This window comes from Streptomyces sp. NPDC002935, from assembly GCF_040611295.1.
Lineage (GTDB): Bacteria > Actinomycetota > Actinomycetes > Streptomycetales > Streptomycetaceae > Streptomyces.
Genome location: NZ_JBEXNW010000011.1, coordinates 59,434 through 73,206, shown reverse-complemented (window position 1 = coordinate 73,206; position 13,773 = coordinate 59,434). Strand labels below are relative to the sequence as shown.

Annotated in this window: 15 protein-coding genes and 2 pseudogenes; 10 read left to right on the top strand and 7 right to left on the bottom strand. The window is 70.0% G+C overall.

The window, feature by feature from the left end; genetic code table 11:
- Positions 1-209: 209 nt before the first annotated feature.
- Positions 210-455 (bottom strand): annotated as a pseudogene (locus ABZX90_RS17015) (transposase); the annotation flags it as partial.
- Between the two features lie 259 nt (positions 456-714).
- Between ABZX90_RS17015 and ABZX90_RS17010 the strand changes: the two are divergent.
- Genes ABZX90_RS17010 through ABZX90_RS17000 form a run of 3 tightly spaced genes read left to right on the top strand, consistent with a single transcriptional unit; the run spans position 715 to position 2,172 of the window.
- Positions 715-1,062, top strand: coding sequence for a hypothetical protein (locus ABZX90_RS17010; protein ID WP_351121164.1), 348 nt, complete (start codon positions 715-717; stop codon positions 1,060-1,062).
- Positions 1,063-1,097: 35 nt separating this feature from the next.
- Positions 1,098-1,358 carry a hypothetical protein gene (locus ABZX90_RS17005; RefSeq protein ID WP_351121166.1) on the top strand — a complete coding sequence of 87 codons (261 nt, stop codon included), beginning with the start codon at positions 1,098-1,100 and terminating at the stop codon, positions 1,356-1,358.
- Positions 1,348-2,172, top strand: coding sequence for a M57 family metalloprotease (locus ABZX90_RS17000; RefSeq protein WP_351121168.1), 825 nt, complete (start codon positions 1,348-1,350; stop codon positions 2,170-2,172). Before ABZX90_RS17005 ends, ABZX90_RS17000 begins: the two co-directional genes overlap by 11 nt.
- Before the next feature lie 149 nt (positions 2,173-2,321).
- Here the strand turns inward: ABZX90_RS17000 and ABZX90_RS16995 are convergent, their stop codons facing one another.
- Complete coding sequence (locus tag ABZX90_RS16995) at positions 2,322-3,866, bottom strand: alpha/beta fold hydrolase (protein WP_355205609.1); 1,545 nt, start codon at positions 3,864-3,866, stop codon at positions 2,322-2,324.
- Between the two features lie 112 nt (positions 3,867-3,978).
- Here ABZX90_RS16995 and ABZX90_RS16990 point away from each other — a divergent pair, with 112 nt between their 5' ends.
- The gene (locus ABZX90_RS16990; RefSeq protein WP_355205916.1) at positions 3,979-4,878 is read left to right on the top strand and encodes a MerR family transcriptional regulator; all 900 of its coding nucleotides are present in this window, start codon (positions 3,979-3,981) and stop codon (positions 4,876-4,878) included.
- A gap of 163 nt (positions 4,879-5,041) precedes the next feature.
- On the opposite strand, the gene ABZX90_RS16985 is transcribed toward ABZX90_RS16990, so the two are convergent.
- Both ABZX90_RS16985 and ABZX90_RS16980 read right to left on the bottom strand, forming a co-directional pair.
- Positions 5,042-5,599: a pyridoxamine 5'-phosphate oxidase family protein gene (locus tag ABZX90_RS16985; RefSeq protein WP_355205606.1), complete on the bottom strand. Its 558-nt coding sequence runs from the start codon at positions 5,597-5,599 to the stop codon at positions 5,042-5,044.
- A gap of 226 nt (positions 5,600-5,825) precedes the next feature.
- Entirely contained in the window at positions 5,826-6,083 is a 258-nt protein-coding gene (locus tag ABZX90_RS16980) for a hypothetical protein (protein WP_355205603.1), read from the bottom strand.
- Positions 6,084-6,097: 14 nt separating this feature from the next.
- On the opposite strand from ABZX90_RS16980, the gene ABZX90_RS16975 reads away from it, so the two are divergent.
- The 4 genes from ABZX90_RS16975 to ABZX90_RS16960 all read left to right on the top strand — a co-directional run bounded on the left by ABZX90_RS16975 (position 6,098) and on the right by ABZX90_RS16960 (position 8,383).
- Complete coding sequence (locus tag ABZX90_RS16975) at positions 6,098-6,748, top strand: YbaK/EbsC family protein (RefSeq protein ID WP_355205600.1); 651 nt, start codon at positions 6,098-6,100, stop codon at positions 6,746-6,748.
- Entirely contained in the window at positions 6,745-7,176 is a 432-nt protein-coding gene (locus ABZX90_RS16970; protein WP_351121176.1) for a GNAT family N-acetyltransferase, read from the top strand. The genes ABZX90_RS16975 and ABZX90_RS16970 overlap by 4 nt, the downstream gene beginning before the upstream one ends.
- An 83-nt stretch (positions 7,177-7,259) precedes the next feature.
- On the top strand, positions 7,260-7,439 hold the full coding sequence (locus tag ABZX90_RS16965; RefSeq protein WP_351121178.1) for a hypothetical protein: 180 nt from the start codon (positions 7,260-7,262) through the stop codon (positions 7,437-7,439).
- A gap of 116 nt (positions 7,440-7,555) precedes the next feature.
- Positions 7,556-8,383: a hypothetical protein gene (locus ABZX90_RS16960; RefSeq protein ID WP_351121180.1), complete on the top strand. Its 828-nt coding sequence runs from the start codon at positions 7,556-7,558 to the stop codon at positions 8,381-8,383.
- 45 nt (positions 8,384-8,428) lie between these two features.
- Here the strand turns inward: ABZX90_RS16960 and ABZX90_RS16955 are convergent, their stop codons facing one another.
- Complete coding sequence (locus ABZX90_RS16955; RefSeq protein ID WP_355205595.1) at positions 8,429-9,715, bottom strand: MFS transporter; 1,287 nt, start codon at positions 9,713-9,715, stop codon at positions 8,429-8,431.
- 80 nt (positions 9,716-9,795) lie between these two features.
- Positions 9,796-10,059: pseudogene (locus tag ABZX90_RS16950) on the bottom strand (carboxymuconolactone decarboxylase family protein); the annotation flags it as partial.
- 267 nt (positions 10,060-10,326) lie between these two features.
- On the opposite strand from ABZX90_RS16950, the gene ABZX90_RS16945 reads away from it, so the two are divergent.
- On the top strand, positions 10,327-11,382 hold the full coding sequence (locus ABZX90_RS16945; RefSeq protein WP_351121184.1) for a hypothetical protein: 1,056 nt from the start codon (positions 10,327-10,329) through the stop codon (positions 11,380-11,382).
- Between the two features lie 74 nt (positions 11,383-11,456).
- Positions 11,457-11,819 carry a hypothetical protein gene (locus tag ABZX90_RS16940; RefSeq protein ID WP_355205592.1) on the top strand — a complete coding sequence of 121 codons (363 nt, stop codon included), beginning with the start codon at positions 11,457-11,459 and terminating at the stop codon, positions 11,817-11,819.
- Between the two features lie 82 nt (positions 11,820-11,901).
- Here the strand turns inward: ABZX90_RS16940 and ABZX90_RS16935 are convergent, their stop codons facing one another.
- Positions 11,902-13,185, bottom strand: a complete 1,284-nt coding sequence (locus ABZX90_RS16935; RefSeq protein ID WP_351121187.1) for a sulfite oxidase — start codon at positions 13,183-13,185, stop codon at positions 11,902-11,904.
- Positions 13,186-13,773 lie beyond the last annotated feature (588 nt).

Below are 13,773 nucleotides of genomic sequence, written 5' to 3'. Positions count from 1 at the left end.
GTACCATTGCCCTGTCGAGTCTGATCGTCCGGCATTTTCGGATCGTCAATAAAGTGAAAGAGAAATGTTTCTTCGCGTGTGGATCAAGAGCGAATGAGCATAACTTGATCAAGGGGTTGAGGTTGGGCTGGACCATGTGACCCCGGCGTCCCTGACCGCCTGGTCGAAGGGTCCCTTGCGGGCTCCGGCAGGTCGGTGGTGAGCGGCTGAACTGGGGTGAACCCTTTGGCGCCGGGCAAGTGTTGGACGATTTCGAGGTCGATGCCGAGGGTGGCGGCGTGCTCGACAAAGTGCTTGCGGTAGCCGCCGTCGGCCCAGGCCTTGCGCAAGCCGGGAGGGTCGGCGGCGGCTTGGTCCAGGAGGGTTTGCCCGGCGGTGGAGTCCTGGACGCCGGCGGCGGTTACCAGTACAGCCGGCGGTAGGCCGAGGGTGTCGGTGATGATGGTGTGTTTGCGGCGACACCCTCGTCGAAGTCATCGGTCCACCCGACGACCCACTTGCCTGGCGCGGGTGCGGGCAGCGGTCCGCGCTGCAAGCTTGCAGGTCGGAGCGTAATCTGGAACCTGACCGCGCTTGCGGAAGTGCGGCATTCCTTCACCTTCCGCATCACCCATCCAGTTCCTGCGTCAACCTCTTGGCGCGGTCGACCGTGTGCCTCGGGTCGGAGGTACGCGGGAAAGAAGCGCTGACGCCTCTCAGAAGGCGGGGCATCACATGGTTTCGTACGCGTTCCCGGAACAGGTCGAGATCGACGTCCGGGACGAACTGCTGGAACCCGAGGACGAAGCCGGCGGAGAGCAGCGGATCGTCGATTACACGACGTTCTTCTTCCCCGCGCACGGCGTTTTCGCTAGGCGGCTCATCTGCGGCCCCGCTCTCAAGTCGTACAGCCGGGCGTTCGTGTCGCTCTGCGAAGTCGACGGGAACAACGTCCCGTTCCGAGGGCTGGCAACGATGAGCGTCGCCAACGTCGTTCCGCACGACGACGGCATCCTGGAAATAGTGGGCTCCATCCAGTGGAACTCCGACATCAAGGTGCGGGCCAGCGTGTTCTGGCAGTAACCGAGCCTTGAGCAAGGAACTTTCCGGAGCGAACAGTGCCCGACGAGAACGGTGCAAGTGAACAGCGGACACAGGAAAGCCGCCTGCTGGACCGGTTTCCCGGGCTGCGTGAGTCCGTCGCGTCGCTGCCGGAGTTCATCGCCTGGAACGACAGCTTCCCCCTCGTCGAGGTGGACGCCGAGTCGTTCCGAGTCGCCCGGGGCGACCAACTCATGGATCGTGACCAGATGATGGTCGAGTGGGTCAGGCTGTTCCGGCCGCAACTGCTCGAAAGAGGAACAGAAAATGACAGATAGCTCAGACGTGCGGCGCCCCGAGATCGCCATCGACGGCCAGGTGTTCTACCGGGTGGAGGGTGACCTGCTGCTCGACGCCGACGAACTCGATGTCTACATCGAGGCGCAGAGGGCACTGCGGGCAGAGCGCGAGGCCGCCCGGCTGCTGGCACAGACAGGGGTCGGCACCATCGGCAGCGGAATCAGCCCGCTCGGGCAGCCGAGCAGCGGCCTGCTCGGCATCATGCAGGACGGCAAGATCCTCCGCTGGGATCCGGGCACGGTCCTGAAGTACTGCGTCCTGCGCAAGACCTTCCCGGAGCGGGAGTGGTACGAGTCGGTCGTCGAGAACATGCAGCGCGCCACCGACGCCTGGTCGGCGACCTGCGGCGTGCAGTTCGAGCACGTCGAGGCCGCCGACGAAAGCGATTCACTGCGGCCGCCCGAAGTCGTCTTCCCGGTACGGCACCTCGACTCCGGGGGCCAGTTCATCGCCGCGGCGTTCTTCCCGAACGACCCGGAGAACCGCAGGCGCGTCTTCATCGACCCGTCCTACCAGACCACCAGTTTCGACCGCGTGGGCGTACTGCGGCATGAGTTGGGCCATGCCATCGGCTTCCGGCACGAACACATCCGCTCAGGCGCGCCCGCCGTCTGCCCCGACGAATCCACCGACGGAACGGTGGACCTCACGCAGTACGACCCGCAATCGGTCATGCACTACTTCTGCGGTGGTGTGGGTTCGCGGGAACTCGCCATCTCCGAACTCGACCGGGTGGGCGCCCAGAAGGTCTACGGACCTCCGCTGTCCAGTTTCAACCTCCTGGCCGCCTGACGGCGTTGACCGCGGCGCCGTTCGGCCCGCCAGGACCGGCTCGATCAGTTCCCCGCGGGCATCGGACAGATCACTCGGATAGGGCGACATCGCGGAGGGCGATGGCCGACGCCCGATGAGACGTCGGCTCCAGCGCGGGCAGCGATGCCTCAGCCCCTCAGATGCCCCAGCACGGACCGCACCGCGCGTTCCACGGCGTGGCTCGCCTGCTCGGTACGGTCGATCGTCTCGAAACCGTGGTGGCCCTGCGGGACGTCGATCACCTCGACATCGGCGTCGCACTCCTTGGCGGCGGCCAGGAACTCCTCGACCGTCACCGCGATCTCCGCGCGCTCCAGTTCCACCCGGGTCAACACGATCGGCAGCCGCCCCGCGGAACGAATCGAGGCGGCCGGGCGGAAGCGGGACTCGACAAGCCCCCAGTTCGGCATCGGGGCGAGGATCGGATAGGTCGCCGCCACACACCGCAACCACGGCGGGGGCGCCGCGAGCCAGTCCGCGGACAACAGCCCGCCGGCGGAGAAGTACCACAGCGCCACGCGGTCCTCGTCGACGCGCGGGTCGGCTCGTACGAGGTCGACCGCTTCGGCCACGTCCTCGGCGGCCCGCCCGTAGTCGGCGAGATCGTGCAGCCGATGGTCCAGCGTCACGCCGACCGCTCCCATGGCGGCCACGTACCGGCCGTAGCCGACGAAGGCCGGCCAGTCCCGTGGAGTCGGCCGGACGTCGGGGTGGACCGGGCCTCCGTGGACGAACACCACCGCGGGGCACGGGGCTTGGGCTTCAGGGAGGTCGTCGGGGAGGTAAAGATCGACCCGTCCCACCCGTTCGGGATGCCGCTCCGGTACGTCCAACAGGAACGGGAGCAGGTGAGACGGCTGTTCCGTCACTGTCGCGCTCACCCGGTGCCCTTCTCCCGCGGCGGCCCGGAGCAGTACCTCCGTCACTTCGTCGGGGCACGAGAGCATCGGCCAGTGCCCGGTGTCGAGTTCGAAGAAGGTCACCCGGGGGTCGGTGAGCACCTGGAGTCGCGGGTCCCCCAACCGCACCAGGCCCTCGACACTGGCGATGCTCGAGCCGTTGGCGACGCAGAGGACGCCGGTCGCCGGCAGCTCGGAGACCGCGCCGGACAGACGGAGCGGCTGGGTGAGCGTGCCCACCGGCTGCGGAACGGCGTTCTCCGCCAGCCGGGCCAGCACGCTCGGCGGGAGCCCCGCGACGCTGCCCCAGCGCTGCCACTCCTCATGTGACGGCGGCGGGATCCGCCAGCCCTCCTCGGCCGCGTCGGCTCCCTCGGCCCCTTCAGCGGCATGGACCTCGTGCAACAGCCGGTCGCGGACCGCCTGGTCGGGCACCAGAGTAAGAGCCTGATCGCCGTTCTGGGGCATGCCCGCGTCCAGGTGGACGATCCGCGCGATCCGCTCCGGGCGCCGGTCGGCGGCGCCGAGCACCGGATGGATGCCGTAGCAGTGACCGACCAGCACCACTTCCGCCGCATCCACCTGGTCGATCAGCCGCAGCAGATCGCGGATGTGCGTCTCCAGGTCCGTGTCAGGTCCCGCGGCACGGCCCTCACCCATGCCGGTGAGCGTCACCGGATATGCCTCCGCCCCCGACCTCCGTAGCCGGTCGGCCACCTCCTGCCAGATCCAGCCGCCGGTGTGGGCACCCGCTACCAGGATGAATGCCGTCATCGCTGTCTCCTCGCACACTGTGGTCCGCGGGGCCGCCCGTACCGGCGCTCCGCGCTCGCCGGTACGGTAGGAACTCCCCCTGAGGGAGGTTCAAGCCGTGTCCCCCGAGAGCATGTGGAGCATCGGAGAGCTCGCCGAGCGCGCGGGCGTCACCGTCAAGACCGTCCGTTTCTATTCGGACCGCGGTCTGTTGCCCGAAGGCACCCGCAGCAGCGGCGGCCATCGCCGGTACGGCCCCGAGGCTCTCGACCGGCTCCACCTGATCCGCTCCCTGCGCACCCTCGACCTGCCGGTCCCCGACGTAGGCCGGGTCCTCGACGAGGAGGACACGCTGGAGGACGTCGTCGCGGCGCAGTTGCGGCAGATCGGCTCGCGACTGGCTGCCCTGCGCTGGCAGGAGGCCGCCCTCCAACTGCTCCAGGACTGTGCCCCCGAGGAACGCGCCGAGCGGCTCCGGCTGATCGGCGCCGTGCCCGTTCCGCCCAGCACCGCGGCACTGGCGCGCTTCTGGCGGCGCTGGCTGCCGCCGCGTCTCCCGGCCCGGCTGGTCTCCGCCATCGTCGAACACGCGGTTCCTCAGCTTCCCGAAGGCCCGACTCCGGCCCAGGTACTGGCCTTCACCCGGCTGCACGCCTTCGTCTCCGCCCCCTGCCCTGGCACCGGTCGCGGACAGCCCGCCGCACACGGGCCCGACGGGGGCCGCCCGGCTGTGCTCTACGACGGTCTCGCCGAGGCGTACGCGCTGGCATCGCCGCAGTTGCGGGCGGAACGGCCACCGCACGAGGGCGAGGCACTCGACTGTTTCGTCTCCGCCTACGCCCGCTCACGCGGCACACGAGACACTCCCGCCTTCCGACGCAGGCTCCGTGCGCTGCTGGCCGCGGACCCGCGTATCGACCACTACTGGAAACTCACCGCCGAGATCTCCGGCCCGTCGGAACCGACCCCCGGCGCCACCCACGACTGGCTCTGCGCCGCGCTGGACAACCAGATCGCCCTGTCGGCGGGCTGATCCGGGTGGCTCCATTCGGTGACCGGAGAGGGGCGTTCCCGTCCCGGGGTTCCCCCCGTCAGGCCGGCGCTTTCCCTCACGAATGAGGCACCCGATCCGTCCGGCACCCCATGGGTTGCGGGGGGACTCAGTCACACCCGCAGGCCCGTGGAAGGCTTGTTGCTCAGAACGCCCACCGCGTATGGGTGTAGACCCCGTCGTCGCGACCGAAGCCGTACGCCGTGGCCGGGGCCACCGCGAAGACCACCACGTCCCCTTTCCGGAACGCGCCCCCGATCCCGTGGAAGGTGCCTTCCGGCGCGGTGATGTGCGACCCGTACTTCGCCTCGTACGCCGCGATCACCTCCTCCAGCACGGCCGGATCGACAACCGGTTCCGCCTTGCCCTCGACCACGAGGTCGAGCCCTTCCGTGAGCGAGTTCCCCCCGGTGGTCAGCGCGCAGTGCCCGTCCTGAGCGAGGTTCCTCGCCTTCTGCTCCCCTGCGCCGGTGGAGAAGTACAGCACTCCGTCGTGCCAGGCGGCGATCACGGGAGTCACGTGCAGTCGGCCGTCGGGCCGCACCGTGGACACCCAGAAGATCTCGGCGGCCTTCAACTGCCGCTGGGCCTCGGCCCACTCGGTGGCGGTGACTTCCGCGGCACCCGGGCGGGGATTGAGCGCGGAGCTGTAGCGGGCATCGAGCTCGGTCGTGGGTTGCTGTGCAGATTCCTGTGCAGGCATGGCGGGACTTCCTCTCTCCGATGACGTCTCTCCGATAACGACCGGCTGCGCGCGCGGAAATCATCGCCGCGCCCGTTCGTGTCCCCGCCTGGACGCCCGTTCAGGGCGAGGATGTCCGTACGCTTGCCGACGGCTCGGCGGACATCGAGGAGGTCGTCGGCCCCGGCGACTACCGCGGCACGATCGATCGAGCGGTGGGGTGATCGAGAGCCGGGGTGGAGTCGGATCAGGTCGCGACCATGGCGTTCAGTCCGTAGTCCAACTCCGAGCCGTCGACCAGCAGCGCCTCGACCGTGCGCGTACGAGGGTCGATGTCGGCCACGATCCCGTCCCCGGCGTAGCGGGGGTAGCCCGTTTCGCCTGTCTCACCGGTCGCTTCGACGACCGCCGACCGTACCGCTGAGTCCTGCGCGGAGACGGCGTCCTTGTTCTCGACGAATTCGGGGACCAGCAAGATCGTGAAGCGCTGCGGCTCGGTAGTCATGCTCCGGTATTTAAGTGCCTCTCCGGCCAACCCCTGCGCAGGCGCACGGTAGGTCTTCGCACACTGGCTCCATCGCCCGGGAGGCAGCGTCGTGTCCCGGCACGGGTGCCGACTTCTCCTCCGAAACGGCAGGCAACTCTCATTCCGCGCACGGTAATCTCGGCGAGGTGAACGGTCCCGCACCCCTTGGTCCGCCGGAAGTTCTCGCGGCGCTCGGCGTGTCCTTCCGGCTGCATGAGCACCCTGAATTCACCAACCCCCGGGACGTGTGCGCCGCGTTGGGTGTTCCCCTGGAGCGCACCGTGAAGACTCTGGCATTCGGCACCGCCGAGGACCGTCTCCTGCTGGCCGCATTGCCCGGCCATGCGCGGCTGCAGTACGGCGCCTTGGCCCGCGCAGCCGGGATCCGGCGCAACGACCTGTCTCCCGCTGACACAGGACGGCTGGCGAGGGCGGGGATGCGGCCGGGCGGTGTGTGCCCCGTGTCCGCCGACCGGGCCGCGATGGTCGTGTTCGACGAGACCGTCAGCAGCCTGCGGCGTGTGCACTGCGGCAGTGGCCGTCCCGGCAGCAGCATCGAGATCGAGGTGGCGGAGCTCATGGCCGCCGTCCCGACAGCCGCTACAGCGCCGATCGCCGGTCTCCCGGCCGACGAGTCGGCATGACGATCCGCGACGCCACATTCTCGGACGCCGACGACATCTACCGCCTGCTGAGCGGGTTCGTGACGAGCTACCGGCCCGATCGGGCGGACTTCGACGCCGTCACGTTGCCTCGGATCATCGAGGCCGCCGCGGAGGGCAGAGCCGAGTTCCTGGTCGCCGAGCAGGACGCGCGCGTGGCCGGGTACCTGCTCGCGCTGCGCCTGCCCACCCTCTTCGCCGGCGGAACGATCCTCGAACTCCTGGAACTCACCGTGGACGCGCCCGTGCGTGGCCGCGGTACGGGTTCCGCGCTGATCCGGGCCGCGCAGACGAGAGCCCGAGAGGCGAACGACATCGAGGTGACCGTGCCGACCCGCAGGGCGGCCGCCTTCTACCAGGCCCTGGGCTTCCACGAGACCGCCGTCCATCTCAAGTGGTCCACCACCTGACCGGAGATTCGGGTCCGATCCGCCTCGACATCGCCGGATCCCGGGTCGGCCGAGCGGGCGACGGCAGTGGGATGTACCGCGTCATGGGGGAAGGCATCGATCATGCCGCCAACCTGGTCGCTGCCGTAACCCACGACGGTGTCCTGCTTCTCTGGACCGCCGGCCGTACCAGCGGTGCCGCTGCGCGCCTGGACGGTGGCAACCGTTTCCGCAGACGGTTCGACACCGTGCCGGCCGTCGAGAACAGATGGGTGCAATCGTGAAGCGCAGGACAACGGAATCACGTACGCGCCGGACGGCACCTGCTGTCGGCCGCGCAAGGGGACGGGCCCGGCGGCTGGCGGCTGTCACGGGGTTCCTTCTGGCCTGTGCGCTGCCGATGGGACCGGCGGGCGCGACACAGGAGGATGTCCACCCACCGGCCAGGCCACGCCTGCTCGTTTCCGACTACGGCAACGACCGGGTGGTCAGACTGCCGGCCAACGGGAGCGGTCAGACGACGGTCCCTCTCGACGGAGTGGTGCGCCCGACCGGTCTGGCAACGGACACCGCCCGCAATCTCTACGTCTCCGACACGGGCGACAACAGGGTGGTGAAACTGCCGGCGAACGGCGGAGTTCAGTCCACCGTCCCGACTGACGGGCTGTCACGCCCCCTGGGCCTCGCCGTCGACGCCCGCGGCAACCTCTACATCGCCGACAGCTTCAACGACCGCGTCGTGAAGGTGCCCTCCGACGGGAGCGGTCAGACCACCGTTCCCACCACGGGCCTGCTCCATCCCTGGGGCCTGGCGCTGGAGAGCGACGGGGATTTGTACATCTCCGATTTCGTCAACGACCGGGTCGTGAAGGTGCCCGCGGACGGGAGCGGTCAGAGCACCGTCCCCACCGTCGGCCTCTCCCAGCCGACCGGGCTGGCGCTGAACGCCGCAGGGGACCTCTACATCTCGGACAGCGGCAACAACCGTGTGGTGAAAGTGTCCGCGGGCAGCGGTACCCAGAGCACGGTGCCCACGACCGGTCTGAGCGATCCGCTCGGCCTCGCCCTCGACGGCCGCGGCAGCCTCTATGTGGCCGATGCCTTCAACAACCGTGTGGTACGAGTCCGGGAGACGGGCGGCGGACAGGTCACGCTTCCCTCCTCCGGCCTCAACACTCCAACAGGTCTCGCGTTCCCGCTGACGGACAAGCGGCCCGGGGGGAAGTGAGGTCCGGCAGGGTAAGGCGCGGGCTGCCGACGCAGGATCCCGGCATCACGGCCCGTCCGGTACAGGCCCACCCGCGGGCTGCGGGGACGTGGAACCGGCGTACAGCCCGGGGACGGAGCCGCCGCGCAGTTCCGGTGTCTTCGTGCCGACCCAGACGACCGCGAGCAGGCAGAGGAGGCCGCCGCTGACCAGCGCGGTCGCCCCTGAGGTCCAGCCCGCGACCACGCCGCCGCGCAGGTTGCCGAGGTTGGGGCCGGCCTGGCCGACGATCTGCTCGGCCGCGGTCACCCGGCCCAGCAGGGCGTCCGGCGTGTGGGTCTGCATGATGGTGCTGCGCGAGATCACCGAGACGGCGTCGGCGGCTCCGGCGAGGACCAGGAGTCCGAGCCCGGCCCACGGATCGCGCACCAGGCCGAAGGCCGCGAGCGCGACCCCCCAGATCCCCGCGCCGCAGAGCATCACCGGTCCGGGCCGCCCGAGCCGTGTGACCGCGCCGGACAGCGCGGACGCGGCAATGCCGCCGACGGCGAGCGCGGACAGGAACAGACCGAGGGTGCGCGGACTGCCGCCGAACCGTTCGGCGTTGACCAGGGGGAAGAGGCTGGTCGGCATCGAGAGCACGGTGGAGGCCAGGTCGGTGATCAGGGCACCACGGACCGCCCGGTGACCGCCCAGGAAGCGGAGGCCGTCCAGCACGCCGTGCAGCCCTGCCCGGGACGGTTCGCCCGCGGGCGGCAGAGCGGGCAGTCCGAACGCTCCGTAGAAGGCGAGCCCGAAGGACAGGGCGTCGATGAGGTAACACGTGCCGATGCCGGCCCAGCCGAGCAGGATGCCGCCGAGCGCCGGACCGGCGAGCATCATCGCCTGACCGGTGACCTGCTGGAGCGCCAGCCCGGCCGCGACCTGGTCCTTCGGCAGCAGCCTCGGCACGAACACGCCCGCCGCGGGACCGCCGACCGCCGAGCAGCTGGACTGCGCGGCGACCAGGGCGAGCACGCCCACCACCGGGACGTGACCGGTGAAGCCCTGTACCGCGAGCAGCAGAGAGACGGCCGCCTGACCGACCGTGGCGAGCAGGAAGATACGCCGACGGTCGCCGCGGTCCACCCATGATCCGGCGATCAGCCCGAACACCATCATCGGCAGCGCCTGCGCCAGCCCCACCGCGCCGGTCCAGACCGTGCTGTGCGTCATGTCCCAGACCTGGTACATGACGGTGACCATGGTCATGAAGCTGCCCAGCACGGACACGGTCCGGCCGATCAGCAGACGCCTGAAGACGGGGGACGTACGCAGGGGCCGGACGTCTATCAGGGTTCGGGCGAGGTTCATGAGGGACGGCGGGGCGCGCGGGGGTGGTTCACGTCGCGGAGGGTAACCGGCGCTCTTCAGACAGGGCGAATCCTTTGTTCCCGCTCGGCGTCGGTGAAGACCGTCGCCTCCCGCCACGCCGCGACCAGGTTCAGCCGCACCGCGGTCTCGCTGGCGGCCGCGGCCTCCTTGGTGTGCATGTCGACGCATACGGCGCAGCCATTGACCTGGCTCACGCGCAGCGCCACGGGCTCCTGCGTCGCGGGCGGCAGCGGCGATTCCTTGAGCGCCCTGCCCGCCGAAATGAAGTACTTGAGTGCCTTGCAGGCGGTCGGGCCGGCGAAGTCGCTCAGCCGCGGGTCCATGGTGGCTCCTCTACGGGCGTCGATGGTCATACTCCTGACACGAGGTAGCCCGACTTCCTGTGACATGAGCTGCGACACGAGCGCACGTGGCCTGCGAATCCCCACTGGCGGCGCGAGGCGACCGACGGAGCCACGACCGTCGACGGTGCCGCCCGCCCGCGCCGGTCGGTGAGGCGCACTGGCCCTGGACGAAGTCACCGTCCAGCAGCCGCAGTTGCCCCCTTCCCGCCGAGAGGAATGTCAGTGCCCGGCAACATACTGACGTCCATGCGGATCACTGAGCACACGCTCGAACGCGCCTGGCACCAGACAGCCGCAGGCTCCGACCTGCTCGACGACGCCATGCTCCCGCCGACCGGCACATCACCCGACCAATACGTACCGCGCGCAGGCGATCCTGACGGCCTGTTCCTCGTCCTGGACGAGGACGGCACCGTGCGCGGCCACCACAGCCCCCACCAGGAGATCTTCGCGACCCAGGATCTCGACCAGGTGCTGTACTTCGCTGCCGAGGAAGCGGTCCGTCGGCTCGCCGAGCACATCGTGGCCCATTCCCCGGGCAACGGCCCGGTCACCAACCTCGTCACTGGGCAGGCCGAGCTGCTGGACCGGATCAACCCCGCTTGGGGGAGCAGATTCCGCGGCGGCGGCATGAGCGGTACGCGGACGGCACAGCCGTGCGGACGCGACCCTCTGGCGCGCCTCGCCTGGATCGCCGGCCGATGGCGCGACCAGGACCCTTACACCAACCTCGCCTTCTTCCGGGGCGACGGCATCAGCGCCGAACAGATAGCCCTTCTCCACGGAGCCGACCCCGAACAGACAGCGGGCGGTACACGCCTGGCGGACCTGCGCAGCATGGCCGGCACGGGCCGCGACTACGGGGAGATCGAGTGGGAGACCGCCTGTTTCGGACAGGTGGGCGACTGGGCGTTCCTGATGTACCACGAGACACCACCGGGCATCCGGGCCGACAGCGCGGCTCTCTCCCGGCTCGGAGTCACGGAGACGGTGTACCTGAGCGCCTGCTCCGCGAAGGCCATCTACACCTTCGACTACACACGTGACGGCCGCCGCATCGACGACGACCAGGGTGTGCTGGAGCTGATCTGGTACGACCGGGGCCGCGCCCCCTACTACCGGGGCGGCCAGCTCGAGTTCCTCAACCAGGCTCTGCGCCGCGCCGAACTGGACCACCCCGAACTGACCAGCGAGTTCGAACTGTACTTCCACGCTCTGGAAGACGCGCTCGGCCTCGAACTGCCGCAGCAGGCCATCCAGGACGGGACGGTTCGCGCGGCACGGTGGGAGCGCCGCAGCTGAGGCCTGGCCTTGGTGATTCTGCGGGGCATGTTCACCTTCCTGCGCGCCGGGCGCCTCCGCCCGGTACGGCAGGGGTGGCGGTCGGCCCGGACGACCAGCCCGAGCTGTGGGCGCGGGTTCGGGCCGCCGCCGAAGTCGCGGGGCAGAGGCCGCCGGACGAGTTGTACCTCGACGCCGAGGCGAACGCGGGAGTCGCCTCGGCCCGTAACTTCATCCGGCCCAAGATCTTCGACGGGCTCGCCGGCATGGTCCATCTGCACCTCGCCCAGGCCGGACACGCCACCCCGGACATCGCCTGGTCGGGGCGGCCCAGACTCGCTCTGCCGGAGGAGTGGGAAAAGGGCATGGACGACGCCCTCGACGCGGCCGTCGCCGACACCTGCGACACGGCACCGCTGCGCTCCTTGCTCGCGAGTTCGGACTCCGTGCGCGCGTAACCCCGCTCGGAGTCCGAACACCCCGCTGCTGCCCGCACCAACGCCCGGGGCGCGGACCGTCACATCATCGGCCGGACAGGCCCTAGGCGGCCGGCTGAGCGATCACCGTGACCGGATGCCGGACCACCGCGTCGAAGAGGTAGCCCTGGGTGTTGGGGGTGGTGGCGTCGGGCTGGGTGCGGCCTGTGGTGTCGGTGGCCCGGGCCAGCAGGGCGGTGGGTCCGGGCGTGGTGGGGTGCCAGTCCAGGGACCAGCGGGACCAGGCGGCGGCGCGGGGGCGGTCATGGAGATCGGCGCGCTGCCAGGTGGCGCCCGCGTCGGTGCTGACCTCGACGTGCCGGATACCGCCGGTGCCCGACCAGGAGCGGCCGGTCAGCCGGTGCCGTACCCCCGCGTCGAACGCGGCGCCCGCGCCCGTCTCGAAGGCGCTCTTGAGGGTCTGGCGCGTGAGCGGGGCGCTGCCCTCGGGCGGATGGGCCGGACCGTAGAGCCGGTAGAAGTCGGTGTTCCAGGGCGAGTAGAGCGGCTGGTCGGAGACCTCGATGTCGCCGACCCACTTGATGTTGGAGATGCCCACCCAGGAGGGGACCAGGACGCGGACCGGGTGCCCGTGGTCGTAGGGGAGCGGTTCGCCGTTCATCTCGTACGCGAGGATCACGTCGTCCAGCGCCTTGGCGACCGGCAGCGGCCGACGGACCCGGCCGAGACTGACGCCGCCGGTCACGTACTCGTCGTCCAGGCCCCGGGGCTGGAGATCCACCGCGTGCCGGGTCAGCCCGGCGAGCCGCAGCACGTGGGACAGCCGCACGCCCCGCCAGCGAGCGGCGCCGATCGCGCCGAGTGTCCAGGCGGTGCCGGTCACGGTGTCGCCCTGTTGGGTGGTGAAGTAGCTCCGGCCGTTGCCCGCGCATTCCACGAACGCGTCGAGCGTGACGGAGGGCAGCCGCCGCAGGTCGTGGAGGTCGAACTCGACCGCCCGGTCGAGCCCCGGCGCCCCGCGCAGGCCGCTGCCCCACACCTTGAGGCGCCAACTGGCCGCGTCCAAGCGAGGGGTTGAGGTGTGGTTGCGGACGAAGAACCGGTCCACGGGCGTGTGGAAACCCGTACCGCGCAGAGCGGACCAGTTGGTCTCGGCGTTGGTGCCCCGGATCGTGAACAGCTCCGGCGGCAGCGGCTTGACGATGCCGGAGCCGGGCGCGGGGGTGTCGGCGTACGCACGGGCGGGGCGGCCCGCGAGGGTCGTCAGCACGCCCGCCGCGGTGGCCAGCCGCAGCAGGTCGCGCCGGGACACCCCCTCGGCTCTGGCCTCACCGGCCAGCCATTGGCGCAGGCGGCGTCGATCGTATGCGGACTCGTCGATAGGCATGGGCGACTGCTCCCTGGGAGATGGCGGGGGACAGAGCGGTGCCCGCGGGTCGCCGTACGGGGACATGTGCGGCCGACGGCGGATGCGCGGGAGCGGGCTTCGGCCCGCGGAAGGAGAACGATCCGACGATCAGGAGATCCCGCTGGGGCAGCGGGTCGAGAGGTGAGCGGATCGACCCGTCACCCGATCGGAAATCGTCGGATCAACGCGTCAACAACAACAGCGGCCGTGCGGCATGAGGCGGCACACGGCGGAGGTAGGGCTGTTGGCGACCACGTAGCAATCGTAGGTGCGGGCGTGCCGCCGCGTCAGCCGTACGGGCGATCTGCCGCTGCCGGGGCCGTTCGTCCACGCGACTCGGACGAGAGGTACGGCGGGACGGCGCGGCGACCGCTGGTCACGATGCGGGGGAGAGCGATGGAACCGGTCGTCGACGACGGCTCGCCACCGGCCGCAGGCGAATTCAGGTGTATCCTCCATGGTCGTCAGCGGTCGTCAGCGGTCGTCAGCGGTCGTCAGCGGTCGTCAGCGGTCGTCAGCGGTCGTCAGCGGTCGTCAGCGGTCGTCAGCGGTCGTCAGCGGTCGTCG

Bases quoted from the DNA above. Each gene is read 5' to 3' on its own strand.
- ABZX90_RS16965 (WP_351121178.1), top strand. From the start codon at position 7,260: ATGGGGGAAGGCATCGATCATGCCGCCAACCTGGTCGCTGCCGTAACC.
- ABZX90_RS16995 (WP_355205609.1), bottom strand. From the start codon at position 3,866: ATGACGGCATTCATCCTGGTAGCGGGTGCCCACACCGGCGGCTGGATC.
- ABZX90_RS16980 (WP_355205603.1), bottom strand. From the start codon at position 6,083: ATGACTACCGAGCCGCAGCGCTTCACGATCTTGCTGGTCCCCGAATTC.
- ABZX90_RS17010 (WP_351121164.1), top strand. From the start codon at position 715: ATGGTTTCGTACGCGTTCCCGGAACAGGTCGAGATCGACGTCCGGGAC.
- ABZX90_RS16955 (WP_355205595.1), bottom strand. From the start codon at position 9,715: ATGAACCTCGCCCGAACCCTGATAGACGTCCGGCCCCTGCGTACGTCC.
- ABZX90_RS16960 (WP_351121180.1), top strand. From the start codon at position 7,556: ATGGGACCGGCGGGCGCGACACAGGAGGATGTCCACCCACCGGCCAGG.
- ABZX90_RS16990 (WP_355205916.1), top strand. From the start codon at position 3,979: ATGTGGAGCATCGGAGAGCTCGCCGAGCGCGCGGGCGTCACCGTCAAG.
- ABZX90_RS16945 (WP_351121184.1), top strand. From the start codon at position 10,327: ATGCGGATCACTGAGCACACGCTCGAACGCGCCTGGCACCAGACAGCC.
- ABZX90_RS16985 (WP_355205606.1), bottom strand. From the start codon at position 5,599: ATGCCTGCACAGGAATCTGCACAGCAACCCACGACCGAGCTCGATGCC.
- ABZX90_RS17000 (WP_351121168.1), top strand. From the start codon at position 1,348: ATGACAGATAGCTCAGACGTGCGGCGCCCCGAGATCGCCATCGACGGC.
- ABZX90_RS16970 (WP_351121176.1), top strand. From the start codon at position 6,745: ATGACGATCCGCGACGCCACATTCTCGGACGCCGACGACATCTACCGC.
- ABZX90_RS16935 (WP_351121187.1), bottom strand. From the start codon at position 13,185: ATGCCTATCGACGAGTCCGCATACGATCGACGCCGCCTGCGCCAATGG.